Here is a 26,799-nt window from a genome sequence, read left to right as displayed (position 1 = left end):
ACGTCATCGCAGCCTGCAGATCAATCATCAGGGGACGATCGTCTCGGTCGCCGATGCCGGCGGCAACCTGATCGAGACGAACAGCTACGACGAATATGGCATCCCTGGTACGCGCAATATCGGGCGCTTCCAGTATACCGGCCAAGCTTGGATCCCTGAGCTCGGCATGTATCACTACAAGGCTCGCGTTTACTCGCCGACGCTCGGCAGATTCCTGCAAATTGATCCCATCGGATACGACGATCAGATCAATCTGTACGCTTACGTTGGTAATGATCCGCTCAACAAGGTTGACCCAACCGGTACGCAATGTTCGGGGATCAATAACTTACGGTGCGAGTCGGAGGCGCATAAGAAGCAGGGATCCGAATGGACCACAGGTAGAGCCAAGGAGATATATGCCCGGGCGGCTAAACGTGGAGATGCCTATGCATCTACAGCCAAGCAGTTTGGGCAAGATAAGCCGGCGAATGGTGACATAAGTCGCTCGCGGAACGCGCTCTTTAAGTTATTGCTCAAGCGGAATGGTGCCGCAGTTCTCCGACGCGGCGAAGGTATAGCGCCTATTGAGTTCCTTCAATACGGGAAGGAGGTGCGTGACGCAGCACTCCGTGATACAGAGCCATCAGAGAAGATCTCGCGAAAACTTATGATAGATTCATGAAATCTGATTCGAATGGAAGAGTGTCAATAAATCAGCTCTGCGATATACACGTTGAAGTATTTACGAGGCACAATGTCCCCATGACGTATTATAGGGCGTCTCCTCTGTTTGGCAGTAGGGCTGAGGCGATTTTGACTACTCCGGCATATTGCATGGGATGTATCGGACAATGAACGCATTTGCTGCTACGGCCAGAATTGTAACCGGGATAATTTCGTTTGCATATTTCCTTATTATGATCCCCCATGTTGGATCTTTGTCAGATCCGGCTGTGAGTTCCAATCCGCTCGTTTGGGTGGCATGGATAGTAACAATACTATGGGTAGCGATTATCGGCGTCCATATTTTCCGAGATAAGATGGAGAGACGCGCCTTAATTGCTATATCCTTTTGCGTGCTTTTAGTAGAGGTGTTATTTTTTGCTTTACTGTTCCTCGGGGCGTAACGATTGGCGTGGCGCGAATGAGTCGTTGGCGTTCGCGACAGGAACCGTTGAATCGATTCAGGGATGATGGATTTGTCGAAGAAGAATGGCACTATTTTTCTGGGGCAAGTCGTCTAGCAAGAGCGCGGATCCGACCCGCCACATCCGCAAGGAGCTCGGAAATTCGAACAAGCGATCCGTTTGGTGCAAGCCTAGAACCCTAGCTTTACCGTTATTCGCAAGGATTCCGGAAAAATGGGATTAAAGGGCGATCAACTCCACACATTCTTAACACGATCGGAGAGTTGGGGGCAATCTGCACACCGCCAGCCAGGCCGTCACTGAGGTCGGCGCCCGTTTCGGCACGGAAGGGGCAGATTGTTACACTATCTGATGAAGATCCCCTTTCAACCGGGTCTGGAAGCCGCCGCGCTTCTCAACCGTCCGGACCTTCCCGACAGGACAAAGCTCAGCAAGAACGTGCTTGCCAACATCGACAAGGCATTCAAACAACTGAAGGGGGCCGCCCGCCAGATCAGGGACGGTACAATTATCTACGATCTTAAGGGGCGTGAGCACGAAGTTGAGCGAACTCAGCCGATTCACGCGATCATCCTCGTTCCGGATCTGCGTTTGCTGCCAAACGAGCTCGGGTTCGAGATGATGGTCGAATTTGTGAAAGCGACTCGCGGCTATCCGCCGGGTTCCTCTCGGTTCGCAGTGTCGCGAAGCCATAGCGGAACACGCGGCCGGCAAAGGCGCGGAGCCGCAATGCCGTCTCGTAATGGCCGCGACGTTCGACGCGCTTCAAGACATCGAGCAATTCATGCGGGGTAATCGCGGCTATGGGGCGCTTGGCGATCCCGCCGAGCAACTCCAAGAACCAGCGCGCTTTCTTGATCGTGGCGGGCGATTTGCCCTCGAGCTCCATCTTCTGAATGAACTCGGTGGCGACCACGGCAAAGGAGGTCTTTGCCGCCAGCTCTGCCTGGAGCCGCTTCTGCCGCTTCTCCTCGGCAGGGTCGATCCCGTCGTCCAACTCGCCCTTTGCCTCGTCGCGCTTCCGACGCGCCTGCGACAACGTCACCTCGGGGAAGCTGCCGAGGGAGAGCTTCCGCTCAATGCCCGCAGCAGCGATAGCGGAAGCGCCACAGCAGCGCTCCGGACGGCTGGACGAGCAGGTAGAGCCCATCCGAATCTAAGACCTTGAACGGCCGCGCTGCCGGTTTGAGCGCCTGAATCTGCACCACGGTAAGCATGGGGCCACGCCTCCTTGCATGTTCGTGGCCCCACGTTTTGTGGCTCCTTTTGCGTGGGCCGCGGCGGAACATAATGGGAAAACATGGGGCCGCGCAGTGCCCATAATACCGCAGAATTCCACGGTTTTCTAGAGATGTTCTAGTTATGTACTGGTGCCGCTTACAGGACTCGAACCTGTGACCCCCGCATTACGAATGCGATGCTCTACCAGCTGAGCTAAAGCGGCCCGTCCGAAGCGCGTCGCTTCGAAAGAGAGCGCGCGCTTACCAGCATGATTCGTCGCTGACAAGCGTTGCGATTGGGTTGCCGCCGCCGCGACCCGGCACCCGCAACAATACTTAGCCGGTCGGCTTTACGCGTCGTTTACCACGGGAGGTGCACAAGCGCAGGCTCAAGCAGCGGGCCGTTCGCCCGTAATGGAGCACGCGCATGGACATGGCTCGCGGCATCAATGAGCCCCTCGACCCGGCCCCCGAGGTCTCGAACGACGACGCCGTCGCGGAACGGCCGCTGGATATCGGCGCCGACGAGCGCCGGATGCACGTGCGCGCCTATAATCACTGGGTCTCGCTGCTCCACGGCCGCGCCTATCCGTCGATCGAGGATCTCGATCCCGGCAACATCACCGATTTCGGCCCGCACAGCGTGCTGCTCGACTTCACTCGCGGGGTCGAGGACCCGGCGATTCGCTATCTCGGCGGGATGCTGCGCGAGGAATGCGGCTTCACCCCGGCGATCCAGCATGTCGGCGAAGTGCCCAGCCGCTCCTTGCTGTCGCGTCTCACCGACCATTATCTCCAGATCATCGCGAATCGCGCGCCGATCGGCTTCGAGGCCGAGTTCGTCGGGCAGCGCGGCCACAACACGCTGTACCGCGGCATCCTGATGCCCTTCTCGTCGGACGGCGAGACGATCGACTTCATCTATGGCGTGATCAACTGGAAGGAACTGGTCGACGCCGAGACCCAGGCCCGGCTCAACGCCGAGATCGAGGAATCGCGGCGCGCGGTTCCGCAGAATCCGGTCGCCGCGGCGGTCTGGGCCGACGGACCCAGCGCGGGCTTCGACTCGCCCGAGCCCGTCGAGGCGCCGATCCACGGCTCGAGCCTCGCCGATCATCTGCTGCTCGCGCGCGAATCGGCCGCGGCGGCGCGCGCTTCGGACACGCGCAGCCGTTCGGCGCTCTATCGCGCCCTCAGCCGCGCTTATGATTTCGCGCGCGCCGCCGAGGAAGCGCCCGAAGACTATCAGGAACTGCTTCGCGATTCGGGCCTCACCGTTCAGGCGCGCGCGCCGATGACGCCGGCGGTCAAACTCGTCTTCGGCGTGGATTACGACAAGACCCGCGTCACCGAATTTGCCGCGGTGCTCAGCTATGCCCGGCGGCAGGACGTGCCGCAGAACGGGCTCGACGCATTCCTCGAAGTCGTCGACGGCGGCATCAAGGGCGTGGTGAAGGCCGAGCGCGAGCATCGTCGCCCGGCGCCCCGGCGCAATGTCTTTGCCCAGGCGGCAGAAGAGCTGCGCAGCCGGCCGCCACTCGGCCATGTCGCTATTCCGGCGGGACAGGACGAATTCGTCGTGTTGCTCGCGCGCGCCGGCAAGCAGGGCCTCGACATCGTCGCGCGCTTCGCGGACGACGCGGCGCTGACCGAACGCGCGATCCGCAAGGCTGCGGCCTGAAATTTTCGCAAAACTGGTAGCAAGCGTTACTTTCTCTCGCGCCGAGCCTTGAGGTCGCGCGCCGGGCGGAGCATAGCGCGTCCCATGAAAAGCATGATGACGTCGCTCACGCAGGCGTTCGAGGCGCGGCTGCTCGAAGGAGCGCTGCCGGGAGAGTTGGAAGATTTCGACGAGGCCGAACGCGCCGAAGCGGCGCGTTTCGTCGCCGAGGCCGCGGCGGTGCGCCCGCCCGGCACCCCGCAGATCCGGGTCGAGACCTATCTCGACGACGAGCGGCGCAGCATGCGGCTCGCGGTCGTCAACGACGATATGCCGTTTCTCGTCGATTCGATTTCGAGCGCGATCGCCGCGCACGACATCGCGATCTTCCGAATCATCCACCCGGTGATCGCGGTCGAGCGCGACGATGCGGGCAAGCTCCTGTCGATCGGCCCCGACGCTTCCGCGGCGCGGCGCGAATCGATGATCTATATCGAGATGGAGCGCAGCGACGCACGCACCCGCCGCGGTCTCGTTGCGGAAATCGAACGCACGCTCGAACAGGTGCGCAGCGCGGTGAAGGATTGGCGCGCGCTTCAGGCGGCGATGTTCTCCGATGCCGGCGCGCTCGCCACGCCCGAGGGCACCGCGCTGTTGCGCTGGTTCCTCGACGGCGCGATGACCTTGCTCGCGCACGAGAAGTGGCGCACCGACGGCAGCGTCTCCGATCAGCTCGGGCTCGCGCGCTTCGCGCTCGAGACGCCGATCCTCGCCGAGGCCTCGCGCAAGGCGGCGGTCGAGCATTTCCAGAAGGGCGGCGAGGCGCCCTTGCTGCTCAAATCCAATTCGATCTCGACCGTACACCGCCGGGTGCCGCTCGACATCGTGGTGCTGCCGATCCTGACCGGCGCCGAGGTCACCGGCCTGTCGATCCATGCCGGCCTGTGGACCAGCGCGGCCTTGTTCGCCGATCCGCAGGAGGTGCCGGTGCTGCGTGCCCGGCTCGGCGCGCTCGAGAAGAAGTTCGGCTTCGATCCCAAGGGCCATACCGGCAAGGCGATGTCGCACGCGCTGACGGCGTTGCCGCACGATCTGACCACGGCGTTCGATCCCGCGTCGCTCGAAAATCTGGTGCTCACCTCGATGTCGGTCGCCGATCGGCCGCGTTCGAAGCTGGTGCTGGTGCGAAGCCTGCTCGGGCGGCATCTGTTCGCGTTCGTCTGGCTGCCGCGCGACGAAATCTCGACCGGGCGCCGCGAGGCGATCGGCGAGATGCTGAGCGAAGCGGCGCATGCCAAGCTGATCAATTGGTCGATCGCGCTCGAAGACGGCGTAGTCGCGCTGCTGCGCTACACGCTCGACCTGCGCGGTGGCGGGGTGATGCCCGACGCCGACGAACTCGATGCGCGACTGGAGCGGATGCTGCGCGGCTGGGTGCCCGCGGTCGAGGCGGCGCTCGCCGAGCAGGCGGGGGCGGCGTCGACGCGGCTCGCCTTGCGCTTCGCCAATGCGTTCCCCGCGGTCTATCGCGCGACCAACACGCCCGAGGAAGCGGCACGCGACATCCTCCGGATCGCGACGCTGGAGGGCGTCGGAAGCCGTTCGGCCCGGATCGCTCCGCACCCGAAGATCAAGGGCCAGTACCGGATCAAGCTCTACGCCCAGGGCGGCGCGCTCGCGCTGTCCGATGCCGTCCCCGCGTTCGAGAATTTCGGCTTCCGGGTGATCGAGGAAGTCCCGACCCAGCTCGCCAACGGCATTTTCGTCCATGATTTCGAAGTCGCGCTGACCGGCGGCTCGCGGACGCTCGATGCCGAGCCCGGCCTTGTCGAGGACGCGATCGCCGCGGTGCTCGAAGGCCGCGCCGAGAACGATTTGTTCAACCGGCTGATCGTCGAAACCGGGATGCGCCCGGCCGCGGTCGTGCTGTTCCGCGCCTGGTTCCGCTATCTGCGCCAGACCGGGCTGAGCTATGGCATGGCGACCGTGGTCGACGCGTTGCGGCGCGCGCCTACGGTCGCTGCCGCGCTGATCGAGCGATTCGCGGCGGCGCACGATCCCGAACGTGCCGGCAAGGACGAGGACGCGGTCAAGGCCGCGACCAGGGCGATCGACGCCGGGCTCGATCAGGTCTCGGCGATCGACGACGACCGGATCCTGCGCACGCTGCGCGGCGTGGTGCTCGCGACGCTCAGGACCAATGCCTTTGCGCCCGCCGCGGCCGAAGCGCTTGCCTTCAAGATGGACTCGGCCAAGGTTCCGGGGCTGCCCGCGCCGCTGCCGTGGCGCGAGATCTGGGTATATAGTCCCCGCGTCGAGGGCATCCATCTGCGCGCCGGGCCGGTTGCGCGCGGGGGCTTGCGCTGGTCCGACCGGCGCGACGATTTCCGCACCGAGATCCTTGGGCTGATGAAGGCGCAGCGGGTCAAGAACGCGGTGATCGTGCCGACCGGCGCCAAGGGCGGCTTCTATCCCAAGCTGCTGCCGTCCCCGGCCCAGGATCGCGACGCGTGGCTCGCCGAGGGAACCGAGAGCTATCGGGTGTTCATCCGCTCGCTGCTGTCGATCACCGACAATATCGTCGCGGGCGAAGTGGTGCATCCCGAGGGCGTGGCGATCCTCGACGGCGAGGATCCCTATTTCGTCGTCGCCGCCGACAAGGGCACCGCGACCTTCTCCGACGTCGCCAACGCGATCGCGGTCGAGCGCAATTTCTGGCTGGGCGATGCCTTCGCCTCGGGCGGATCGCACGGCTACGACCACAAGGCGATGGGGATCACCGCCAAGGGCGCGTGGGTGTCGGTCCGCCGGCACTTCCTCGAAATGGGCGTCGACGTGCAGTCCGAGCCGATCCGCGTCGCCGGCTGCGGCGACATGTCGGGCGACGTGTTCGGCAACGGCATGCTGCTGTCGAAGGCGCTGAAGGTGGTCGCCGCGTTCGACCATCGCCACATCTTCCTCGACCCCGATCCCGATCCGGCGAAGAGCTGGGACGAGCGCGCGCGGATGTTCGCGCTGCCGCGATCGAGCTGGGCGGACTATAATCCCGACCTGATCTCGCAGGGCGGCGGTGTGTTCGCGCGCACCGAAAAGTCGATCTCGCTCAGCGCCGAGGTCCGGGCGATGCTCGGGCTCGAGGTGGCCGAGATCGATCCGACCGGGCTGATCACCGCGATCCTCAAGGCGCAGGTCGATTTGCTCTGGTTCGGCGGAATCGGCACCTATGTGAAGGCGGCGAGCGAGAGCCATGTCGATGTCGGCGATCCCGCCAACGACCGGCTGCGCGTCAATGCCGAGCAAATCCGCGCAAAGGCGATAGGGGAGGGTGCCAATCTCGGCGTGACCCAGGCCGCGCGCATCGCCTTCGCCAGCCTCGGCGGGCGGATCAACACCGACTTCATCGACAATTCGGCGGGGGTCGATTGCTCGGACAACGAGGTCAACATCAAGATCGCGCTCAATCGCGAAGTGATCGAGGGACGGCTCGATTTCGAGGATCGCAACAGCCTGCTCGCCGAGATGACCGATGACGTCGCGCACCTCGTGCTCGAGGACAATCGGCTGCAGACGCTCGCGCTTTCCTTCATGGAGAATGATGGCGCGGTGTCGCTGCCCAGCTACGTTCGGGTGATCGAGATCCTCGAAAGCGCCGGGCGGCTCGATCGTGCGGTCGAGGGGCTAGCCTCGAACGAGGAAATGCTGCGTCGCGCGCAGGAGGGCAGGGGGCTCACCCGGCCCGAGCTGTCGGTGCTGCTCGCCTCGACCAAGCTCGCGCTGCAGGATGCGCTCGAGACGGGCCAACTCGGCGCCGATCCCGAGCTCGAAGGCGATCTGCTCGCCGCCTTCCCCAGGGCGATGCAGACGCGTTTCGCCACGGCGATCGAGGAGCATCGCCTGCGCAACGAGATCGTCGCGACCAAGCTCGCCAATCGCGTGGTCAATCGGCTCGGCGTGCTCCACCCGTTCGAGCTCGCCGAGGAAGAAGGCGCGGCGATGCGCGACATCGCGGCGATGTTCGTCGTCGCCGAGCGGCTGTTCTGCCTGCCCGACACCTGGGCGGCAGTGGAGACCGCGCAAATCAGCGAAGGCGCGCGGCTGGCCCTGCTCGACGAGATGGCAGTGGCGGTGCGCGGACAGGTCGCCGATCTGCTCCGCGTCTGTCGTCCCGGCGCCAGCCCTTCCGAAGTGATCGCGCGGCTCCAGCCCGGCATCGACGCGCTCGATCGCGAGACCAAGGCGCTTTTGCTCGACGAAGTGAAGAGCCAGAGCGGGCGCATCGCCGCCAAGCTCGAGGCGGCCGGAGCGCCCGCCGGGCTGGTCCAGAAGGTCGTCCGGCTGTTCGAGATGGACGGCGCGGTCGGGCTCGCCGAACTCAGCACGCGCAAAGGGATCGACGAAACCGTGCTCACCCGGGCGTTCACCCATCTAGGCCAGGCGCTCGGGCTCGACTGGGCGCAATCGACCGCGGCGCGGATCACCACCGGCGACCCGTGGGAGCGGCTGCTCATCGCGGGGCTGGCGCGCGACTTCCAGCAGCTCCGGCTCGATTTCCTCAGCCGTTCGGAGGAGCAGGATCCGCAGGCGGCGGTGGCGGCGTGGCTCGAAGCGAACCGGGCGCGCGTCGAGCAGTTCGCCAATTTGGTGCGGCGGGCGCGACAGGCGGCATCGCCCAATGCGGCGATGCTGGCGCAGATCGCCGGGCAGGCACGCGTGCTGCTGGGACGGTGATCGGGCCGGCAGAATAGGATTCGCGCCGGCAAGTTTCACGGTTTTCACGGTAAACGGGCAATGAAGTTACGCAACTTCGTAATATTGTTTCGTGCGGAGGGAGTGGGGATCGACGGAGTCAAAGAGCGTTGGCGGCACGCGTTCGCGCGTCGCGGGCGCTAGTTGCAACAGACGAAATCCTATTTTGCAACGGGCTTGGCGAGACTGCTCGCGACGCCGGGTCGAATCTCGTACGTCACCCCGGCCTTGTGCCGGGGTCCACTGTGCCGCACAGGAAAAGCCCCGTCTCTTGTCCATGAACCCGCCTCATGGTGGACCCCGGCACAAGGCCGGGTGACGATAGGTGGTGCAAGCAGAGAACGACGCTTATGTCAGGCTTTGTCGGCGCGCTGGCTCGGAATTCGCCGCAGGATCAGGTACATCGCGCCGAGGCAGGTCGTAATCCCCAATCCGCAAACCACTGCCAGGCCGATATAAAGTGCCGACATCAAGCTCTCCCTCTTCTTTTCTGAAGAGAGACTGCTTGGCTTTGGGAAGCGCGGCAATATTTTTCGTCGCTGCACTGCGGCGCGACTTTGCTGCGATTGCGAGGTCCGCCGTCATCCCCGCGAATGCCGGAATCACAGGCGCGCGAAATGGTACGCGATATCGGCGTGCGCCGGGATGACGGGTTGCGATTGCAATTGCGAATCGTTCGCGTTATCCGCAGCTATCGCAATCTTTCCGAGTTCGTCCCTGTCCATGCATGGAACCACTGCAGCGCCGGCCAAAGCGAAGCGCAGCCGGAAGAGCTTCTGGCTGAAGCAGCTGCATACCTGGCACTGGATGAGCTCGGCGATCAGCCTGATCGGGCTGCTGTTGTTCGCGATCACCGGCTTCACGCTCAACCATGCCGCCGAAATCGAGGCATCGCCCAAATCGGTCGAGCGTGCGGCGCAGCTGCCGCCGCCTTTGCTCGCTTTGGTCAAGCCCGACGACGCGCCCGACAGCAAGAAGCCATTGCCCGCCGAGGTCGCCAGGTTCGTCGGCGAGAAATTGCAGATGCCGACCGCGGGCGACGCCGAATGGTCGATCGATACGGTCTATCTGGCGCAGCCGCGCCCGGGCGGCGACGGCTGGATCTCGATCGACCGCGCCACCGGCGAAGTCACCAGCGAAATCAGCTCGCGCGGCTGGATCGCCTATCTCAACGACCTCCACAAGGGCCGCAACGCCGGCACGGTGTGGAAATGGTTCATCGATGTCTTTGTGCTCGCCTGCATCATCTTCACGCTTACCGGCCTCGTGCTGCTGTGGATGCATTCGCGGCATCGCAGGAGCACCTGGCCGCTGGTCGCGGCGGGGCTCGCCATTCCGGCGGCGCTCGCCGTCTTCTTCATCCACTAAAGGGGTTCGTCATGCAGATCCGTCTGACCGGTCTCACCGTCACTGCGCTGGGAGCGAGCGCGCTCGTCGCCGGGCCCGCCGCGGCGCAGACGCTCGACCTGACGATCACCATCCCGAAGATGAGCGTCGCCGAATATCACCGACCCTATGTCGCGGTGTGGCTCGAAAAAGAGGGCGCGGCGCCGCGCAGCCTCGCGGTCTGGTACGATTTCGACATGAAGGCCAACGAAGGCACCAAATGGCTGCGCGATGTGCGGCAATGGTGGCGCGCCTCGGGCCGCTCGATGTCCTTCCCCGCCGACGGGGTCACCGGCGCCACCCGCGCGCCGGGAACCCACAAGTTGAGCTTCACTGCCGGCAAGGGGCCGATGCCGGCGCTGAGCGGCGGGCAATATACGCTCGTCGTCGAGGCCGCGCGCGAGGTCGGCGGGCGCGAATTGCTGCGCCTGCCGTTCAGCGTTCCCGCCGGGGGCACTGCCACCGCGCAGGGCGCGCACGAGCTCGGCGCCGTCCGCCTCACCGTCCGTCGTTGATCAAAGGGGGTATGACCATGAAGCTTCGCACATCTTTCCTCGCCGCCGCCGCGTTCCTCGCGCTGGCCACCCCTGCCGCGGTGCAGGCGCACCGCATGTGGATGCTGCCCTCGGCGACGATCGTCTCGGGCGACGATGTGTGGGTGACGATCGACGCCGCGGTCTCCAACGATCTCTTCTATTTCGAGCATCAGCCGCTGCGCGGCGATCCGAAGGTGCTCGCCCCCGACGGCAGCACGCTCGAGGTCGAGAACAAGGCGACCGGGCGCTATCGCACCACCTTCGACGTGCATTTGACCCAGAAGGGCACCTATAAGGTCGCGATCGTCAGCGAGGGCGTGTTCGGCAGCTATTTGCTGAACGGCGAGCGCAAGCAGCTGCCGCGCGGCACCACCACCGCGACTCTGGCGAGCGCGATCCCCGCCGGCGCGACCGAAGTGCGCACCAGCGAGAGTGCGAGCCGCAACGAGGTGTTCATCACTTCGGGCGAGCCGACCAGCACGGTGTTCAAGCCGACCGGCAAGGGCATCGAGCTGGTGCCGGTGACGCATCCCAACGACCTCGTCGCCGGCGAGACCGCGACCTTCCAGTTCACCCTCGACGGCAAGCCGATGCCCGACCAGGCCGTGACGGTGATCCCGGGCGGCATCCGCTATCGCGACAAGCTCAACCAGATGGATCTCAAGACCAATGCCGCGGGTAAGGTCCAGATCAAATGGCCCGAGCCGGGGATGTACTGGCTCAACGTCACCACCGGCGGCCGCCGCGAGGGAATGGGGCCGGGCGCCGAGGGCCAGGCGGCACCGGCAGCCCCTGCCGGTCCGGCGCCGCGCCGGGCCAATTACGTGACCACGCTCGAGGTGCTCGCCCCCTGAGGATCGCGATCCCGCCGGCGCTTGCGGCGCGGGCATTCCATCGCCGCGCAACCGGCGCCGCCGTGACCTCGCTCGGCGGCGCCACGATGGGCACGAACTGGTCGGTGCGGATCGCGGGCATGCCGGATCGGCTGTCGCAGTCGGTCGAGCCCGCGATTTGCGCCGTGCTCGACCGGATCGTCGCGCAGATGAGCCAATGGGCGCCGGGATCGGAGCTCAGCCGCTTCAATCGCGCGGCGCCGGGCAGCTGGCATACGCTGCCGCCTGAATTCGCGCATGTCCTCGGCGCCGCGCTCGACGTCGCCGCGCGGAGCGGCGGGGCGTTCGATCCGGCGATGGGCGAACTGGCCGACCTTTGGGGCTTCGGCCCCTCCGGTCCGCGCAGCAGCGTTCCGCCGGCCGCTGCGACCGACGTTCGGACGGTAGAGTTCGATCCGTTGCTGTTCCGGGCGCGGCGCAGCGCGGGCGCGGCGCTCGACTTTTCCGGAATCGCCAAGGGCTATGCCGTCGACGCGGTGGGCGAATGCCTGGCGGGGCTGGGGCTCGAAGACTTTCTCGTCGAGATCGGCGGCGAGCTGCGCGGCCACGGCATCAAGCCCGACGGGCAGCCGTGGTGGGTGGATGTCGAGCAGGCGCCGGGCGCGCCGGTGGCACCGATCCGGGTGGCGCTGCACGGACTGTCGATCGCCACTTCGGGCGATTATCGCCGGCATTTCGAGGCGGACGGGCGGCGCTACGCCCACACGCTCGATCCGCGCACCGGCGCGCCGCTGGACAATCAGGTGGCTTCGGTGACGGTGCTCCATGCGGAATGCATGCGCGCCGATGCGTGGGCGACCGCGCTGACCGTGCTCGGGCCGGCGGGCGCGGCGGTGGCCGAACGCGAGGGGCTGGCGATGCACATGGTGGTGCGCGGCGGTGGCGAGATCCTGTCGCAGGCGTTCGCGGCGCTGCTGGAGTAGCACGGCGCCCATGTTCCCCTCCCTGCTGGCAGGGAGGGGAGTCCTAGGCGTCCGCCCAGCTGCGCAGCAGATTGTGGTACACGCCGGTCAGCTCGATCACCGAGCGATCGGCGCCGCCGAGCTGGGCGGTGAGGCGCTGGACCGCCTGATCGAGGTCGAACAGGATGCGGCGATTGCCGTCGTCGCGGATCATCGACTGGAGCCAGAAGAAGGAAGCGACGCGGATTCCGCGGGTGACCGGCGTGACGTGGTGCAGGCTCGACGAGGGATAGAGCACGGCATGCCCCGCGGGCAGCTTGACGCGCTGGACACCGAAATGGTCCTCTACGACCAGCTCGCCGCCGTCATAATTGGCGGGGTCTTCGAGGAAGATCGTGATCGACAGATCGCTGCGAATGCGGAACTCGGTGCCGCGCTGGATGCGGATCGCATTGTCGACATGGGTGCCGAAGGTCTGGCCTTCGCCGTAGCGATTGAACAAGGGCGGGAAAACCTTGAGCGGCAGTGCCGCGGCGAAGAACAAGGGCGACTTGCCGAGCGCCTCGAGCACGAGCCCGCCGGCTTCCTTCGCCGCGGCGCTGCCCTCGGGCAATTGCTCGTTCTTCTTGGCGAGCGCCGACTGGTGCCCCGAAGTGACGTTGCCGTCGACCCATTCGGCCGCATCGATGATGCCGCGCAGCCGCGCCACCGCGGCGGGTTCGAGCAAATCGGGGATCGCTATCATCATGCGCGTGCACTCTCGAAGGACCGGCAGCCGGGGCCGCCACGCCCCGGCTGCCGCAAAACGCGTCGCGGATCAAATGTCGGAGCGGACGGCCGGCCTTGCCTGGGGGGGCACCGGCCGTCCGCTCCTCCCCCTTTTCTCAGAAGCGGTAGTTGATCGTCAGCACCGCCGAGCGTGCGTCGCCGGGGGTTGCCCAGCCATTGTTGCGGATACGGGTGTAATATTCGGCGTCGGTGAAGTTCTTGACGTTGATCTGGGCGCTCAGCGTTTTGGTGAAGTCGTACGCAACATAGGCGCCGTGCAGCCAATAGGCGTCCGACTTGTAGACCGTCGGCGCGGCGAGCGTCGGCAGCGCGAAGGCGAAGCTGCCCTGATAGGTCAGGCTGTAGCCGACCCGCAGCCCGAACGGCAGCTCATAGGTGGTGAACAGGCTGCCCGAATGGTGCGGGGTGTTGGCCAGCTCGGCGCCATGACCCGGATCGGGGTTCGCGGCATTGTTGTTGCAGCCGGTCGCGCCGGGATTGGCGATGCAGAAGTCGGAGACCGACTGGAGCAGCTCGCCGTCGAGATAGGTGTAATTGGCGGTGATCGACCAATGCGGGGTGATCTTGCCGACGGCGCTGAGCGCCACGCCGTCGACTCGCGAATGGCCGTCGAGCTGCTGGTCGGGGATCGTCGGGTCGTTCGACGCGACCTTGTATTTGTCGCGCTCGTTGCGGAACGCCGCCGCGCTGAGCAGCAGGCGCCCGTCCATGAACTCGGCCTTGGCGCCGATCTCGTAATTCTTCGCGGTCTCGGGATCGACGTTGCAGGTCGCGGTGGTGCAGGCGCCGTTCACGGCATTCTGCGACGGCGTCATCGAATTGCCGAACGCGGCGTAGAGCGAGACCGCTTCGACCGGCTTGTAGACCAGCCCGATGCGATAGGAGAACAGGTTCGCGTCGTTGTAGAGCCGCGGGCCGACGGTGAGCGGGCCCTGCGGCACCGTCACGGTCGCGGCGGGCGTCGAGGTGTCGGTGCGGTAATTGCCGTCGTTATGCTCCCAGCGGATGCCGCCGTTGATCTCGAACTTGCCGAGCTTCATCGCGTCGAACAGATAGAGCGCGTAATTGCTCACTTCGCCGCGCTGGCGGCCGCTCGCGATCAGATTGACCGGGCCGGTATAGACGTTGCTGCCATAGGTGAAGCCGGCGGGGCCGGGGACGACTTCGTTGGGATTGGCGATGTTGACCAGCGGGAAGGCCGCGTAGGCGGCGGTGCCGTTGGCATTGCGGAGTGCGTTGCCGGTCAGGAGCTGATATTTCTCCCAGCTCGCCGATCCGCCGACCACGAGGGTATGCTCGATCCCGCCGGTGTCGAACACCGCGCGCAGATCGAGCTGGTTGTACATCAGCTCGTTCTGCGAATCGCGGAAATTGCCGCGCGGACCGCCGATCAGATAATAGCCGGCGGGCACCGTCGCGGGGCAGGCCGCGCCGCTCGGCTGGACGCCGCTGGCGAGGCAATAGGTGCCCTGCGGCGGACCGACGATGGTGAGCTGGTTGACCTGCTGCCAGCGCGTCAGGTTGCGGACCGACATCGTGTCGCTGAAATCGTGCTCGAAGGTCATCGTCGCCTGATCGACGGTGATCTCCTGCGTATCCAGGTTGCGATAGCCGAAATAGTCGCTGCGATCGACGCCCGGCACGGCGCCGTCGTTGGTGGCGTTCTTGTAATAAGGCACGCCATATTGCGGGATGTTGGTATCTTCCTGATGGAGATATTGCAGCGTCAGGCGATTGGGGCTGCCGATTCCGATCGTCACCGAAGGCGCGACGCCCCAGCGCTCGTATTTCTCGACATCGCGGCCGGGGATATCGTTCTTGTGCGCCATCGCGTTGAGGCGGACCGCGACCAGCTCGCTGGCGCGCCAATTGGCGTCGATCGTGCCGCGATAATATTCGTCGGTGCCCACGCCGGCGGTCGCGACGACGCGGCTTTCGGCTAGCGGGCGCTTGGTGATGATGTTGATCGATCCGCCGACCGAGCCTGCGCCCGAATAGACCGAGTTGGCGCCGTTCACGATCTCGAGCTGCTCGAGATTGAACGAGTCGGAGCGGCTATAGGCGGCGCTGTCGCGGACGCCGTCCTGGGTGATGTCGCTGCCCGCCGAATAGCCGCGCAGATTGATCTGGTCGCTCGGCGGCGTGCCGCCCTCGGCCGCGCCGAAGGTGATGCCGGGGACGGTGGAGAGCATGTCGCGCAAGGTGAGCAGATTCTGCTGCTCGATCGTCTCGCCAGTGATCACGGTGACGGTCTGCGGGGTGTCGCGCACCGTTCGGGTGGCCTTGGGACTCTCCTGATGCGGCTGATAGGCCTGGCCGGTGACGATGATCGACTCGCGTTCCTGCGAGGTGTTGGCCTGACCTCCCGATTGGGTCTGGTCGTCGGCGACGACGGTCTTGTCCTTGTCGTCGGCGGCGCGGGCAGGCGACGAGGCGATGAAACCGACGCAGGCGAGCGCAAGGAAAGCCGGCGTCGCGGCAGGCGTGGAACGCGTCACGATGATCCCCCTATTGGTGTCGTTGCGGGGTCAGCTATTGCGAGGCATTCGCAGAGTCAAACGATATTGCGAACGACTTGCAGATTTGTATCAAATTGTCGCGGATTGGTGACGGTCGAGCAGCCAGGTCCGGATCGCGCTGGCGAGGTTGGGGGGATCTTCGGCCTGGATCCGGGCATGATCGATCGCCGCGACGAGCGCGTTGAGGGGAAGGGCGAGATCGGCCGCCGCGGCTTCGAGCGCGTCCCAGAAAGCGGGCTCGAGGCTGATCGAAGTCTGGTGTCCGGCGATGGTGACCGATCGCTTGACCGGGCCGTGGAAGCCGGTGCGGGGCGGCGTGATGTTCACCGATCAGCCGTCATCCCGGCGAAAGCCGGGATCTCGTGCAGCACGTCCTTCGCGCGCGGCCTGCGATCCCGGCTGTCGCCGGGATGACGAAAACGCCGGATCACTCGGTGTCGAACAAGGCCGCCAGCTGCTCGACCATCGTGCCCGCCAATTGCTCGGCGTCCATGATCGTCACTGCGCGGCTGTAATAGCGAGTCACGTCGTGGCCGATGCCGATCGCAACCAGCTCGACCGGCGAGCGCGCCTCGATCCAGCCGATCACCTGGCGCAGATGGCGTTCGAGATAGGAGCCCGAATTGACCGACAGGGTCGAATCGTCAACCGGCGCGCCGTCCGAGATCACCATCAGGATCTTGCGCTCCTCGGGACGCCCGATCATCCGCTGATGCGCCCAGAGCAGCGCCTCGCCGTCGATATTCTCCTTGAGCAGCCCCTCGCGCATCATCAGTCCGAGGCTGCGCTTGGCGCGGCGCCACGGCTCGTCGGCCTGCTTGTAGACGATGTGGCGCACATCGTTGAGCCGGCCGGGCTGGGCGGGGCGCCCCTCCGCCAGCCATTTCTCGCGCGCCTGGCCGCCTTTCCATGCCCTTGTGGTGAAGCCGAGGATCTCGGTCTTGACTCCGACGCGTTCGAGCGTGCGCGCCATGATGTCGGCGCTGATCGCGGCGATCGAGATCGGCCGTCCGCGCATCGAGCCCGAATTGTCGATCAGCAGCGTGACGACTGTGTCGCGGAATTCGGTGTCGCGTTCGATCTTGTACGACAGCGACTGCATTGGATTGACCACGACGCGCGCCAGCCGCGCAGCATCGAGCAGGCCCTCGTCCTGGTCGAAGTCCCAGCTGCGATTCTGCTGCGCCATCAGCCGGCGCTGGAGCCGGTTGGCCAGCTTGGTGACCGCGCCCTGCAGATGGACGAGCTGCTGATCGAGATAGGCGCGTAGCCGATCGAGCTCCTCGGCATCGCAGAGCTCGGTCGCGGCGATCACTTCGTCGAACTGGGTGGTGTAGGGACGGTATTCGAACTGCGGCGGCAAGTCGCTCCACGGGCGATTGGGCCGGACGGGCATCATGCCCTCCTCGCCATCGTCGCCGGGCTCGCCGTCGCCATCGTCCATCGCTTCGGACTCGCTGTCCTCGCCCTCCTCGGTCTGATCCGATTCGCGCTGCTCGCCGCGGGCCTCGACTTCGCCTTCGCCTTGCTGGGCCTCGCTGTCGCCTTCCTCGTCGCCGGGCTCGTCCTTGTCGTCGGTGCCTTCGTCCTCGCCGCCGCCTTCGTCCTCTTCGGGGACCATCTCGCCTTCGATCAGCTCGAGATCCTGAAGCAGCCGGGTGGCAAGGCTGGCAAAGGCGCGCTGATCGTCGATCGTAAGCGCGAGCGCATCGAGGTCGGCGGCGGCGCGCTCCTCGATCCAGTCGCGGATCAGCGCCATGCCCATCGCCGCGCCGGCCGGCGCCTCGCGCCCGGTCAGCCGCTCGCGGACCATCAGGCCGAGCGCGGTCGACAGCGGCACTTCCTCGCGGTTGCGCGCGCGGGCGATCGGGTCCGAGCGCAGCCGGACGTTCAGCGAATGCTCGAGATTGTCGGCGATGCCGACATAGCCGCGCGAACCGAGCGCCTCGACCCGCGCCGTCTCGACTGCGTCGAACACGGCGCGTGCCACCGGCTCCTTCGGGGCGCCGCGCAGGTGCAGCGCAGTGTCGTGATGGCGCATCCGCAGCGCGAAGCCATCGGCAAAGCCGCGCGCCTCGGCGACCTGCTCGGGCGGGAGGCTGCGCGACGGCAGCGGCACCTTGATGCTGCGCCCGTCCTGCCGCGGCGCCTCCGACGTGAAGGAGAGGTCGGCCTCGGCTTCGCCCGACAGCGCGCGTGCCGTGCCGCCGAGGACGTTGCGCAAACGCTCGAGAGGGGAATCGACAGCCATAAGTGCCTTTGTGCGGATCGAGGGGCAGGATGCAAGCGGACAACGCGGCAATCCGGGAGAAGCCTGCGGCATCGCCGCCGGGAGAGTGGCGTTTCCGACGACGATCGCGATCGAATTGCCGCCGCGCGAAAAGTCCAGCGAACGACGATTGCACCGGCTGCCCTGAAGAATGCTGCCGCGTTTAGAGAAATACTAACTACTCGACAGCAAGATCGTGCCCGACTGACTTCGGGAGACGAAGATGCGCGCGGCTGGCAAGCTCGTTCTGACCGTGGTGGGGGCGACGACATTGTTCGTCGCGCTGGCCGAGCCCGCCGAAGCACGGCGACGCATCCGTTTCGGCGGCTGGGGCAGCCACAGCAGCAGCAGCGGCTATGCCGAGAAGATCGACAAGGTCTATGACCTGCCCGATACCGGGGCCTATTTTCACGATGGCAAATATTACGATCTCGGCGCTTTCTATCAGGTCCGCGACGGTGCCGAGATCTATCCCGCCGAACCGAGCTTCGTGCTGTATAACAATGATCGCTACGTGAAGCTGGGCGGCGCCGAGCTGACGATGCTCACCGTTGATCTCGGCATGGATCCGACCGCGACCTATCGCGCGAACTATGCCGCGAAGGTGCCGGTGCGGCCGAGAAGCGCCAACGAGATCGAGCGCCTGCCCGGCGAGACCAATGCGCAGCTCCGCGACCGGGTGGGCAAGATGGCGCGCGAGCGCGGCGCGGGTGCGGCCGGGGCCGCGGAGCCGGCGGGAGCGGCGCGGGTCGGCGGGAACTGGCTGGCCGCCTTCTTCCTGCCGATGCTGATCATCGGCGGACTGTTCGCGTTCGGGTTGCGCAAATTCTTGCGCAAGCGGGTGGCTGCAGTGATCGCGGCCGAGCCGGATGCCCGCGCCGATCTCGACACGGGCTCGTTCGACCAGCGCATCGCCGCGCGCCTGCGCGAGTTGAACGGCGGGCAAAGCGACGCGGCCGCGCCGGCGATGCCGGCACCGCGAACCTTCGGGCGGAAGCTGGCCTAGCAACTCTACATTCAAGTCGCGCGTCAGCCCTGCCACGCGTCCTTCGTCACCCCGGACTTGTTCCGGGGTCCACCCTGCCGCAGGTGTCGGTCAAGCAGCTCTTTCGAATCGCTCGGCCGCCTGGCGGACCCCGGAACAAGTCCGGGGTGACGCCAGAGGTGTCGAGAGGCTGCTTCAACCCGCCTTGGCGACCACGCTCTCGGGCAGGTCCTTGCCGAACACGCGCTGATAATATTCGGCGACCTGCGCGCGCTCGGCCTCGTCGCATTTGTTGAGGAACGACAGGCGGAAGGCGAAGCCGACATCGCCGAAGATCAAGGCGTTCTGCGCCCAGGTGATCACCGTGCGCGGGCTCATCACCGTCGAGATGTCGCCGTTGATGAAGCCTTTCCGCGTCAGATCGGCGACGCGGACCATGTTTTCCACGGTCTCCTTGCCGCCCGGCTTGTCATACTCGCCCGACTTGGCGAGCACGATCTGCGCCTCGATCGCGGCGGGGAGATAATTGAGCGTCACCACAACGTTCCAGCGGTCCATCTGGCCCTGGTTGATCTGCTGGGTGCCGTGATAGAGCCCGCTGGTGTCGCCGAGGCCGACCGTGTTGGCAGTGGCGAACAGGCGGAAATACGGGTTCGGGCGGATCACGCGATTCTGATCGAGCAGGGTCAATTTGCCCTCGGTCTCGAGCACGCGCTGGATCACGAACATCACGTCGGGCCGGCCGGCGTCATATTCATCGAACACCAGAGCGGTCGGCGTCTGGATCGCCCAGGGGAGCAGGCCTTCGCGGAATTCGGTGACCTGCTGGCCGTCCTTGAGCACGATCGCGTCGCGGCCGATCAGGTCGATGCGGCTGATATGCGCGTCGAGGTTGATCCGGATGCACGGCCAGTTGAGGCGCGCCGCGACCTGCTCGATATGCGTCGACTTGCCGGTGCCGTGATAGCCCTGGATCATCACGCGGCGATTGTGCGCGAAGCCTGCGAGCACCGCGAGCGTGGTGTCGGCGTCGAAGACATAGGCCGGGTCGAGATCGGGAACCCGCTCGTCCGCCTCGCTGAACGCGGGGCATTCCATGTCGATGTCGATGCCGAAGACGTCGCGCACCTTAACCATCTTGTCGGGGGCGTCGAGAATCGTCGTCTCGCGGCTGTCGGGCTGGGTGTTGGGGATGTCGGCCATCATCGCTTCCTGCAAGAACGCCTTGCGAGTTAGAGGCTCGTTTGCCGCACCGCAACGCCAAACGTCCCCAATCGACGGACTCCACTCCCCTCCCTGCTTGCAGGGAGGGCCCCGGGGGTGGGTGCGCGCGTCTGCGCGCTCAAAACGACTCTTCGCCCGGAACCGAAGCGTCGGGCCAGGGCATCGAGCCCTGGCCCGACGCTACCCACCCTGACCCTCCCTTGGCAGGGAGGGGAATCAGTCGTTCTCGAATGTCGGCAGGCTGAACAGATCGACGAAGCGCTGGCCGAGCGGCACGTCCCCCGTCACCGTCACGCGTCCCTCGCGCATCGATTCGGTCAATGGATCGCGGCCGTAGAAGGTCGCCGCGAGCTTGGACGGCTCACCGGCGAAGATCACCTCGGCGCCCTCGGGATCGCGCCGCTCGATCGCGAGCAGCCCGTCGACGATTCGCGCGCGGAACGGATCGCCGCCGATGCGGAAGCCGAGATCGGGCGCGAAGTCCGGATCGGTCCTCGCGTTCATCATCGTGCGCAGCGAGAGCATGAAGGCGGTGTTGCTCAGCGGCAGCGTCACGTCGTGCGCCGGCGATCCCGCCGCCCAGCGACTGAGCGCGAAGATCGGCTCCTCGAGCGCGCGGCCCCATTTGGTGAGTTCATACACCTGCGCATTGGCGGGGGAGGGCAGGACGCGGCGGCGCAATATGCCCGCTTTCTCCATGCCTTCGAGCCTTTGGGTCAGGATGTTGGCGCTCAACCCTTCCAGCGCCCCGCGGATTTCGCCGAAGCGCCGCGGCCCGAGCAGCAGTTCGCGGACGATCAGCAGCGCCCAGCGCTCGCCGATCAGATCCATCGCCAGCGCTGTCCCGCACGCGTCGCGATACCAGCGGCGCATCTTGCCCAGATCGTTGTTAGTTATTTTTTGTGACTCCATGGTTGCTTTTTATAACTGAGTCGCGCATCAAGATCAAGAAAGCGATTCGCGACACTCGAAAAGCGGAGGTTTGCATGACGGTCGAAACGATCTTGCCCCCGGCGGAGGTTCTGGCGGCGCGCGCCAGGTCGCGCTGGCCGGGCGAGAGCGCCGAGTATCGCGCGGCGCGGACGGCGTTGCTGGCCGAGGAGATCGCGCTTCGCCGCCAGATCGAGCGCGTCGCCGGGCAGCGCCGGGCGCTGCCGCCGGGGCCGGTGGTCGGCGAATACAGCTTCGAAGGGCCCGAGGGTCCGGTGACGCTGGCCGAGCTGTTCGGCGACAAGGATACGCTCGTCGTCTATACGTGGATGTTCGGGCCGCAGCGCGAACGGCCGTGCCCGATGTGCACCTCGTTGCTTTCGGCTTGGGAGGGCGAGGCGCGCGACATCCAGCAGCGCGTCGCACTCGCGGTGACCGCGCGCTCGCCGCTCGCGAAGCTCGGCGCCTTTGCCGAGGAACGCGGCTGGCGGCATCTGCCGCTTTATTCGGACGCCAGCGGCGACTTCAGCCGCGACTATAACGCCGTCGCGCCCGACGGCGACGACATTCCGCAATTGCTGGTGTTCACCCGGCGCGACGGTACGATCCGCTTCTTCTGGGCCGGCGAGATGGACGACGCCACCGCCGATCCCGGCGAGGACCCGCGCGGCGCGCCCGATCTGATGCCGCTTTGGACGATTCTGGACTCCACCCCCGAGGGACGCGGTGCAGACTGGTACCCGTCGCTCACCTACCCGACCGCATAAAGGAGAGACGAGATGCCCCAGATGATCTTCGTGAACCTGCCCGTGAAGGACGTGGCGAAATCGACTGCGTTCTACGAAGCGATCGGCTGCACCAAAGATCCGCGCTTCAGCAACGAAGTTGCGAGCGCGATGCAGCTTTCGGACGAGATCGTGTTCATGATCCTGTCGGAGGATTTCTTCAAAACCTTCACGCCGAAGCCGATCGCCGATGCGCATGCCACCACCGAAGTGCTGATCTGCCTCTCGCGCGACAGCCGCGAGGCCGTCGACGCGATCGTCGACGCCGCGGCGGCGGCGGGGGGCGAGGCCGATGTCGGCCCGAAGCAGGACATGGGCTTCATGTACGGACGCACTTTCGCGGATCCGGACGGGCACATCTTCGAGCCGATGTTCATGGACATGGAAGCGGCGATGGCCGCGCACCCCGAAGGCCCGGCGCACGAGCCGGCCTGACCCGTTCGACAGGAGAGAGACGATGGACAAGCAACTGACCACCTGCCTGTGGTACAACTACACCGCCGAGGAAGCCGCGAACTTCTATGTCTCGCTGTTCCCGGACGGGCGCATCACCCGCGTCCAGCGCACCCCCGCCGACACGCCTTCGCAAAAGGCGGAGGAAGTGATCGTCGTCGAGTTCGAATTGCTCGGGCAGAGGTTCATCGGCCTGAACGGCGGCTCGCAATTCCAGCACAGCGAGGCGGTCAGCTTCGTGATCCACACCGACAGCCAGGACGAGACCGATCATTATTGGAACGCGATCGTCGGCAATGGCGGACAGGAATCGCAGTGCGGCTGGTGCAAGGACAAATGGGGCGTCAACTGGCAGGTCACGCCGAAGCGGCTGATCGAACTGGTCTTCGACAATCCCGATCCCGCCGCGGGCAAGCGCGCGATGCAGGCGATGTTCGAGATGAAGAAGATCGACATCGCGGCGATCGAGGCCGCCGCCAACGCCGGCTGAGGAGAGCACGATGTCGATCGAGATCACCGGCTTCAACTGGGTGCCCGACTTCGCCCGCGGCTATGTCCGCGACCTGCGTCCGCGCTGGGCATGCGAGGAAATCGGGCTGGAGTATGCCATGCGGCTGATCAGCCCGGTCCCGCCCAAGCCCGCTGCCTATTTCCACGAACAGCCCTGGGGTCAGGTGCCGGTGCTGCACGACGGCGAGGTGCAATTGTTCGAGAGCGGCGCGATCCTGCTCCATCTCGGCGAGCGCGACGCGCGGCTGTTGCCGCGCGAGGCCCAGGCACGCGCGACGGCGATTGCGTGGCTGTTCGCAGCGCTCAACAGCGTCGAGCCGTGGCTGTTCGAACTCGCCAATGTCGAGATCTTCGCGAAGGACGCGGAATGGGCGAAGCTGCGCAAGCCCAGCCTGCTCGCCGATACCGGCAAAAGGCTCGACGGATTGCAGGAGGCGCTGGGCGACCGCGAATGGCTGGGCGACGGGTTCAGCGTCGCCGACATCGCGATGGTCACCGTGCTGCGCAACGCCGATCATGCGGACCTGATGTCGAGCCGGCCGCGCCTCGCCGATTATGTTGCGCGCGGCACTGCGCGGCCTGCCTTTCAGCGCGCGATCGCCGCGCAACTCGCGGACTTCCGGCCCGAGCCGGTCGCCGCATAACCAGGAGAGAGAAGATGCCTTATGTCGCTGGTTTCGTGACTCCGGTTCCGACCGCCAACAAGGAAAGCTATGTCGCGCACGCCGCCAAAGCGGCGGACCTTTTCCGGGGGCTGGGCGCCACCCGCATGGTCGAAGCGTGGGGCGACGACGTGCCTGATGGCAAGCTCAACGATCTTAAAAAGGCGGTGCAACTCAAGTCCGACGAGAGCGTGCTGTTCAGCTGGATCGAATATCCCGACGCCGCGACCGGCAAGGCCGCGGGCGAGAAGTTGATGAACGATCCGCGAGCGGAGGAGATGATGAAGGACATGCCGTTCGACGGCAGCCGGATGATCTATGCCAGCTTCGATTCGATCCTCGAGCAGGGCTCGGGCGGCAAGCCCGGCTATGTCGACGGCTTCGTCGTCGCGGTGCCGCAAGGCAAGAAGGACGCGTACTGCGCGATGGCCGAAAAGGCCGCGGGCATGTTCGAGAAGCATGGCGCGTTGCGCGTCGTCGAGAATTGGGGCGAGGACGTGCCCGAGGGCAAGGTCACCGATTACAACCGCGCCACGCTGCGCGAGGACGGGGAACAGGTGGTCTATTCGTGGATCGAATGGCCCGACAAGTCGACTCGCGACACCGCCTGGGAGAAGATCATGGCCGATCCCGACATGCAGGCCGGGAAGGACATGCCGTTCGACGGCAAGCGCATGATGTGGGGCGGGTTCGTGCCCGTTCTCGACGAGACATTGGGCTGATCGGGAGAACGACGATGAGCAATCCGCATGGAACGCCGATCTGGTACGAATTGATCACCGGGGACCCCGACGCCGCCGGCGCCTTTTACGGCAAGGTGATCGGCTGGCAGAACGGCGGCTGCCCCGGCGGCACCGCCGAGGGCACCGGCGACTATCGCGTCTGGCTCGCCCCCGACGGGCAGGGTGTTGCCGGCATGATGAAGACGCCGGAGGGCGCGCCGCCCCAGCCGCGCTGGTTCAGCTATATCGGCGTCGACGATGTCGACGCGGCGGTCGAGAAGATCGTCGCGGCCGGCGGCAGCGTCCACATGCCGCCGACGACGATGGAAGGCGTCGGCCGGATGGCGATGGTCGCCGATCCGCAGGGCGTGACCTTCTATGTGATGAAGGGCGCCAGCCCCGAGGCGAGCACGGCGTTCAAGCGCATGACGGCGGGCCATGGCGAGTGGAACGAGCTCCAGACCAGCGACGACCAGGCCGCGCTCGCTTTCTATGCCGACCAGTTCGGCTGGGCGAAGGACGGGGCGATGCCGATGGGCGAGATGGGCGAATACAGCTTCCTCAGCCATGACGGCGGGATGATCGGCGCAGTGATGAAGGCGCCGCCGGGCGTGACGCCGGGCTGGAACTATTTCTTCCGGGTCGGCAGCATCGAGGAAGCCAAAGGCCGGATCGAGGCCGGCGGCGGCGCGATCGTCCAGGGACCGATGGAAGTTCCCGGCGGCGATTGGGTGATCTATGCGACGGATCCGCAAGGCGCCGCATTCGGCGTGGTCGGGACCAAGGGCTGATGCTCGAGCTCTTCGCGCATCCCTTGTCGTCTTATTGCTGGAAGGTGCTGATTCCGCTCTACGAGAACGACACGCCGTTCACCTACCGGATGCTCGACCCCGAGCATCCGGAGAACGGCGCCGAATTCGCCCGGCTCTGGCCGATCGGCAAATTCCCCTTGCTGGTCGACGACGGATGCCCGGTGATGGAATCGAGCGTGATCATCGAATATCTCCAGCGCCACCATCCCGGTCCGGTCCGCTTCCTCCCCGCGGACGATGCGGCGCTCGAGGTGCGGATGCTCGATCGCATCTTCGACAATCATGTGATGCACCCGATGCAACAGGTGGTGGCCGACGCATTGCGCCCGCCCGAACGACGCGATCCGGTCGGGGTCGAGCAGGCCAAGGCGGCATTGCGGCGGAGCTATGCGATGCTCGACGGCTGGCTCGCGGGGCGCGAATGGGCCGCGCCGGGCGGCTTCTCGCTCGCCGATTGCGCCGCGGCGCCGGCGCTCTTCTACGCCGACTGGGTCGATCCGATTCCGGAGGCGCTGGCCAATCTCAAGGCCTATCGCGCCCGCTTGCTCGCGCGGCCTTCGGTGGCTCGGGCGGTCGACGAGGCGCGGCCGTACCGACCGTATTTCCCGCTGGGGGCGCCGGATCGGGATTAGTGAAGAGTCAGTGCTCCTGCGAAAGCAGGAGCCCAGAGTCATGAAGCGATTCGACCTGCTACCCTAGGCTCCTGCTTTCGCAGGAGCACAGGAATCAGGCAAAAGCCGGCGAGCCCTTGAGCTGCTGATAGGCCTCGATGACCTGCTGCAGCCGCGTCTCGTAGCGGCGGTCGCCGCCGTTGCGATCGGGGTGGTAGCGGCGCACCAGCTCCGAATAGCGTTTGCGCAGCGCCGTCCGGTCCGAATCGATTTCGAGCGACAGCGTCCGCATCGCCTCGCGGTCGCGGCCGGTCAGCGGCTTGCCGTCCTTGCGGCCGGCCTGCTCCTTCATCCGATCGCGGAAGCGCGCGCCGATCGCGTCGAGCGGGTCGGCGAAATCGGCCCAGGGCGGCGGGCGGTCGGCGCCGCCGGTGGCGTTGAACGCACGGGTCTCGCGTTCCCAGCCCGAAAAGGGCCGCTGCGCGTCGTGGATCTCGTCGGGGCTCATGCCCTTGAAGAAATTATAGCCCGAATTGAATTCGCGGACATGATCGAGGCACAGCCAGCGGAACGGCGGTGGCCCGTCGCCGGTACGGCCGCTGCCTTCGAGCGGCGGCGCGCGGAACTCGCCCGGCTCGGCGCATCCCGGATGCGCGCACAATCGCCCCTCCGCCTCCACGCGACCGTGGAACCGGGCATTCGGTCGATCCTTTCTCGGCTGGCTGTCAGCCACGCTACCTCCCTTGGACAAACGGCGTATATAGGCGCGATGACCCACCCTTCCAGCGGCGGACTCGCCGATATCATCGCCGCCCGTCTCATCGCCGCGCTCGCCCCGACGCAGCTCGAGGTGATCAACGACAGCCACCATCACAGCGGCCATCTCGGCGACGACGGCACCGGCGAATCGCACTGGACCGTGGCGATCGAGAGCGGCGCCTTTGTCGGCCAGTCGCGCGTTCAGCGCCAGCGACTGGTCAACAACGCGCTCGCCGACCTGCTCGCCGGCCGCATCCACGCACTGGCGATTCGGGCCCGCGCACCGGGAGAATGAA

At 65.7% G+C, this 26,799-nt stretch carries 25 protein-coding genes and 1 tRNA gene; 16 read left to right on the top strand and 10 right to left on the bottom strand.

The window, feature by feature from the left end:
• The first annotated feature begins 13 nt into the window (after window positions 1-13).
• Window positions 14-664, top strand: coding sequence for an RHS repeat-associated core domain-containing protein (locus tag Q9Q95_RS00805; RefSeq protein WP_371876668.1), 651 nt, complete (start codon window positions 14-16; stop codon window positions 662-664).
• A 1,034-nt stretch (window positions 665-1,698) separates the two neighbouring features.
• On the opposite strand, the gene Q9Q95_RS00800 is transcribed toward Q9Q95_RS00805, so the two are convergent.
• From Q9Q95_RS00800 to Q9Q95_RS00790, 3 genes are all read right to left on the bottom strand, one after another.
• On the bottom strand, window positions 1,699-2,175 hold the full coding sequence (locus tag Q9Q95_RS00800) for an integrase arm-type DNA-binding domain-containing protein (RefSeq protein WP_306093159.1): 477 nt from the start codon (window positions 2,173-2,175) through the stop codon (window positions 1,699-1,701).
• A gap of 31 nt (window positions 2,176-2,206) precedes the next feature.
• Complete coding sequence (locus Q9Q95_RS00795; RefSeq protein ID WP_306093158.1) at window positions 2,207-2,347, bottom strand: Arm DNA-binding domain-containing protein; 141 nt, start codon at window positions 2,345-2,347, stop codon at window positions 2,207-2,209.
• 151 nt (window positions 2,348-2,498) lie between these two features.
• Window positions 2,499-2,574 (bottom strand) — tRNA-Thr (locus tag Q9Q95_RS00790).
• 203 nt (window positions 2,575-2,777) lie between these two features.
• Between Q9Q95_RS00790 and Q9Q95_RS00785 the strand changes: the two genes are divergently transcribed.
• From Q9Q95_RS00785 to Q9Q95_RS00760, 6 genes are all read left to right on the top strand, one after another.
• Window positions 2,778-4,031, top strand: a complete 1,254-nt coding sequence (locus Q9Q95_RS00785; RefSeq protein WP_306093157.1) for a hypothetical protein — start codon at window positions 2,778-2,780, stop codon at window positions 4,029-4,031.
• Between the two features lie 84 nt (window positions 4,032-4,115).
• Window positions 4,116-8,738, top strand: coding sequence for an NAD-glutamate dehydrogenase domain-containing protein (locus Q9Q95_RS00780; RefSeq protein ID WP_306093156.1), 4,623 nt, complete (start codon window positions 4,116-4,118; stop codon window positions 8,736-8,738).
• A gap of 741 nt (window positions 8,739-9,479) precedes the next feature.
• Complete coding sequence (locus tag Q9Q95_RS00775) at window positions 9,480-10,124, top strand: PepSY-associated TM helix domain-containing protein (protein ID WP_306093155.1); 645 nt, start codon at window positions 9,480-9,482, stop codon at window positions 10,122-10,124.
• 11 nt (window positions 10,125-10,135) lie between these two features.
• Window positions 10,136-10,657: a DUF2271 domain-containing protein gene (locus tag Q9Q95_RS00770; protein WP_306093154.1), complete on the top strand. Its 522-nt coding sequence runs from the start codon at window positions 10,136-10,138 to the stop codon at window positions 10,655-10,657.
• Window positions 10,658-10,674: 17 nt separating this feature from the next.
• A complete protein-coding gene (locus tag Q9Q95_RS00765) occupies window positions 10,675-11,532 on the top strand; it encodes a DUF4198 domain-containing protein (RefSeq protein ID WP_306093153.1) in 858 nt (285 codons plus the stop codon).
• A 62-nt stretch (window positions 11,533-11,594) separates the two neighbouring features.
• Window positions 11,595-12,494, top strand: a complete 900-nt coding sequence (locus Q9Q95_RS00760; protein ID WP_371876651.1) for an FAD:protein FMN transferase — start codon at window positions 11,595-11,597, stop codon at window positions 12,492-12,494.
• Between the two features lie 43 nt (window positions 12,495-12,537).
• Here the strand turns inward: Q9Q95_RS00760 and Q9Q95_RS00755 are convergent, their stop codons facing one another.
• From Q9Q95_RS00755 to cobT, 4 genes are all read right to left on the bottom strand, one after another.
• Entirely contained in the window at window positions 12,538-13,221 is a 684-nt protein-coding gene (locus Q9Q95_RS00755) for a Fe2+-dependent dioxygenase (RefSeq protein ID WP_306093152.1), read from the bottom strand.
• A gap of 136 nt (window positions 13,222-13,357) precedes the next feature.
• Window positions 13,358-15,760 (bottom strand): TonB-dependent siderophore receptor, encoded by a 2,403-nt coding sequence (locus Q9Q95_RS00750; RefSeq protein ID WP_306093151.1) that lies wholly within the window; start codon window positions 15,758-15,760, stop codon window positions 13,358-13,360.
• A gap of 90 nt (window positions 15,761-15,850) precedes the next feature.
• The gene (locus Q9Q95_RS00745; protein WP_306093150.1) at window positions 15,851-16,108 is read right to left on the bottom strand and encodes a ribbon-helix-helix domain-containing protein; all 258 of its coding nucleotides are present in this window, start codon (window positions 16,106-16,108) and stop codon (window positions 15,851-15,853) included.
• Between the two features lie 100 nt (window positions 16,109-16,208).
• Window positions 16,209-18,032 (bottom strand): cobaltochelatase subunit CobT, encoded by a 1,824-nt coding sequence (cobT, locus tag Q9Q95_RS00740; protein WP_306093149.1) that lies wholly within the window; start codon window positions 18,030-18,032, stop codon window positions 16,209-16,211.
• A 241-nt stretch (window positions 18,033-18,273) separates the two neighbouring features.
• On the opposite strand from cobT, the gene Q9Q95_RS00735 reads away from it, so the two are divergent.
• Entirely contained in the window at window positions 18,274-19,056 is a 783-nt protein-coding gene (locus tag Q9Q95_RS00735; protein WP_306093148.1) for a hypothetical protein, read from the top strand.
• Between the two features lie 174 nt (window positions 19,057-19,230).
• Here the strand turns inward: Q9Q95_RS00735 and cobS are convergent, their stop codons facing one another.
• Both cobS and Q9Q95_RS00725 read right to left on the bottom strand, forming a co-directional pair.
• Complete coding sequence (gene cobS / locus Q9Q95_RS00730; RefSeq protein ID WP_306093597.1) at window positions 19,231-20,238, bottom strand: cobaltochelatase subunit CobS; 1,008 nt, start codon at window positions 20,236-20,238, stop codon at window positions 19,231-19,233.
• Window positions 20,239-20,475: 237 nt separating this feature from the next.
• A complete protein-coding gene (locus Q9Q95_RS00725; protein ID WP_306093147.1) occupies window positions 20,476-21,171 on the bottom strand; it encodes a helix-turn-helix domain-containing protein in 696 nt (231 codons plus the stop codon).
• 74 nt (window positions 21,172-21,245) lie between these two features.
• Here Q9Q95_RS00725 and Q9Q95_RS00720 point away from each other — a divergent pair, with 74 nt between their 5' ends.
• The 7 genes from Q9Q95_RS00720 to Q9Q95_RS00685 are packed head-to-tail and all read left to right on the top strand — an operon-like array spanning window position 21,246 to window position 25,765.
• Window positions 21,246-21,956: a DUF899 family protein gene (locus Q9Q95_RS00720; protein WP_306093146.1), complete on the top strand. Its 711-nt coding sequence runs from the start codon at window positions 21,246-21,248 to the stop codon at window positions 21,954-21,956.
• 12 nt (window positions 21,957-21,968) lie between these two features.
• A complete protein-coding gene (locus Q9Q95_RS00715; protein ID WP_306093145.1) occupies window positions 21,969-22,409 on the top strand; it encodes a VOC family protein in 441 nt (146 codons plus the stop codon).
• A 22-nt stretch (window positions 22,410-22,431) separates the two neighbouring features.
• Complete coding sequence (locus tag Q9Q95_RS00710) at window positions 22,432-22,917, top strand: VOC family protein (protein ID WP_306093144.1); 486 nt, start codon at window positions 22,432-22,434, stop codon at window positions 22,915-22,917.
• Between the two features lie 10 nt (window positions 22,918-22,927).
• A complete protein-coding gene (locus tag Q9Q95_RS00705; RefSeq protein ID WP_306093143.1) occupies window positions 22,928-23,581 on the top strand; it encodes a glutathione S-transferase family protein in 654 nt (217 codons plus the stop codon).
• Between the two features lie 14 nt (window positions 23,582-23,595).
• On the top strand, window positions 23,596-24,321 hold the full coding sequence (locus Q9Q95_RS21195; RefSeq protein WP_371876650.1) for a DUF1428 domain-containing protein: 726 nt from the start codon (window positions 23,596-23,598) through the stop codon (window positions 24,319-24,321).
• A 14-nt stretch (window positions 24,322-24,335) separates the two neighbouring features.
• Window positions 24,336-25,112 carry a VOC family protein gene (locus Q9Q95_RS00690; RefSeq protein WP_306093142.1) on the top strand — a complete coding sequence of 259 codons (777 nt, stop codon included), beginning with the start codon at window positions 24,336-24,338 and terminating at the stop codon, window positions 25,110-25,112.
• Complete coding sequence (locus Q9Q95_RS00685) at window positions 25,109-25,765, top strand: glutathione S-transferase family protein (RefSeq protein WP_306093593.1); 657 nt, start codon at window positions 25,109-25,111, stop codon at window positions 25,763-25,765. The genes Q9Q95_RS00690 and Q9Q95_RS00685 overlap by 4 nt, the downstream gene beginning before the upstream one ends.
• Window positions 25,766-25,859: 94 nt before the next feature.
• Here Q9Q95_RS00685 and Q9Q95_RS00680 read toward each other — a convergent pair whose 3' ends face one another.
• The gene (locus Q9Q95_RS00680) at window positions 25,860-26,477 is read right to left on the bottom strand and encodes a J domain-containing protein (protein ID WP_306093141.1); all 618 of its coding nucleotides are present in this window, start codon (window positions 26,475-26,477) and stop codon (window positions 25,860-25,862) included.
• A gap of 36 nt (window positions 26,478-26,513) precedes the next feature.
• On the opposite strand from Q9Q95_RS00680, the gene Q9Q95_RS00675 reads away from it, so the two are divergent.
• Window positions 26,514-26,798 carry a BolA family transcriptional regulator gene (locus Q9Q95_RS00675; RefSeq protein ID WP_306093140.1) on the top strand — a complete coding sequence of 95 codons (285 nt, stop codon included), beginning with the start codon at window positions 26,514-26,516 and terminating at the stop codon, window positions 26,796-26,798.
• Window position 26,799: the final 1 nt, after the last annotated feature.

The sequence above is a fragment of the Sphingomonas sp. DG1-23 genome, assembly GCF_030730875.1.
Taxonomy (GTDB): Bacteria; Pseudomonadota; Alphaproteobacteria; order Sphingomonadales; family Sphingomonadaceae; genus Sphingomonas.
Note: the sequence above shows the minus strand (reverse complement) of the source record. Positions and strands in the feature narration are given on the sequence as shown.

What these genes read in the sequence shown, in the direction of transcription:
- Q9Q95_RS00795 (WP_306093158.1), bottom strand. Translation starts at nt 2,347, where the DNA reads ATGCTTACCGTGGTGCAGATTCAGGCGCTCAAACCGGCAGCGCGGCCG.
- Q9Q95_RS00785 (WP_306093157.1), top strand. Translation starts at nt 2,778, where the DNA reads ATGGACATGGCTCGCGGCATCAATGAGCCCCTCGACCCGGCCCCCGAG.
- Q9Q95_RS00780 (WP_306093156.1), top strand. Translation starts at nt 4,116, where the DNA reads ATGAAAAGCATGATGACGTCGCTCACGCAGGCGTTCGAGGCGCGGCTG.
- Q9Q95_RS00775 (WP_306093155.1), top strand. Translation starts at nt 9,480, where the DNA reads ATGCATGGAACCACTGCAGCGCCGGCCAAAGCGAAGCGCAGCCGGAAG.
- Q9Q95_RS00770 (WP_306093154.1), top strand. Translation starts at nt 10,136, where the DNA reads ATGCAGATCCGTCTGACCGGTCTCACCGTCACTGCGCTGGGAGCGAGC.
- Q9Q95_RS00765 (WP_306093153.1), top strand. Translation starts at nt 10,675, where the DNA reads ATGAAGCTTCGCACATCTTTCCTCGCCGCCGCCGCGTTCCTCGCGCTG.
- Q9Q95_RS00755 (WP_306093152.1), bottom strand. Translation starts at nt 13,221, where the DNA reads ATGATGATAGCGATCCCCGATTTGCTCGAACCCGCCGCGGTGGCGCGG.
- cobT (WP_306093149.1), bottom strand. Translation starts at nt 18,032, where the DNA reads ATGGCTGTCGATTCCCCTCTCGAGCGTTTGCGCAACGTCCTCGGCGGC.
- Q9Q95_RS00735 (WP_306093148.1), top strand. Translation starts at nt 18,274, where the DNA reads ATGCGCGCGGCTGGCAAGCTCGTTCTGACCGTGGTGGGGGCGACGACA.
- cobS (WP_306093597.1), bottom strand. Translation starts at nt 20,238, where the DNA reads ATGGCCGACATCCCCAACACCCAGCCCGACAGCCGCGAGACGACGATT.
- Q9Q95_RS00725 (WP_306093147.1), bottom strand. Translation starts at nt 21,171, where the DNA reads ATGGAGTCACAAAAAATAACTAACAACGATCTGGGCAAGATGCGCCGC.
- Q9Q95_RS00720 (WP_306093146.1), top strand. Translation starts at nt 21,246, where the DNA reads ATGACGGTCGAAACGATCTTGCCCCCGGCGGAGGTTCTGGCGGCGCGC.
- Q9Q95_RS00715 (WP_306093145.1), top strand. Translation starts at nt 21,969, where the DNA reads ATGCCCCAGATGATCTTCGTGAACCTGCCCGTGAAGGACGTGGCGAAA.
- Q9Q95_RS00710 (WP_306093144.1), top strand. Translation starts at nt 22,432, where the DNA reads ATGGACAAGCAACTGACCACCTGCCTGTGGTACAACTACACCGCCGAG.
- Q9Q95_RS00705 (WP_306093143.1), top strand. Translation starts at nt 22,928, where the DNA reads ATGTCGATCGAGATCACCGGCTTCAACTGGGTGCCCGACTTCGCCCGC.
- Q9Q95_RS21195 (WP_371876650.1), top strand. Translation starts at nt 23,596, where the DNA reads ATGCCTTATGTCGCTGGTTTCGTGACTCCGGTTCCGACCGCCAACAAG.
- Q9Q95_RS00690 (WP_306093142.1), top strand. Translation starts at nt 24,336, where the DNA reads ATGAGCAATCCGCATGGAACGCCGATCTGGTACGAATTGATCACCGGG.
- Q9Q95_RS00675 (WP_306093140.1), top strand. Translation starts at nt 26,514, where the DNA reads ATGACCCACCCTTCCAGCGGCGGACTCGCCGATATCATCGCCGCCCGT.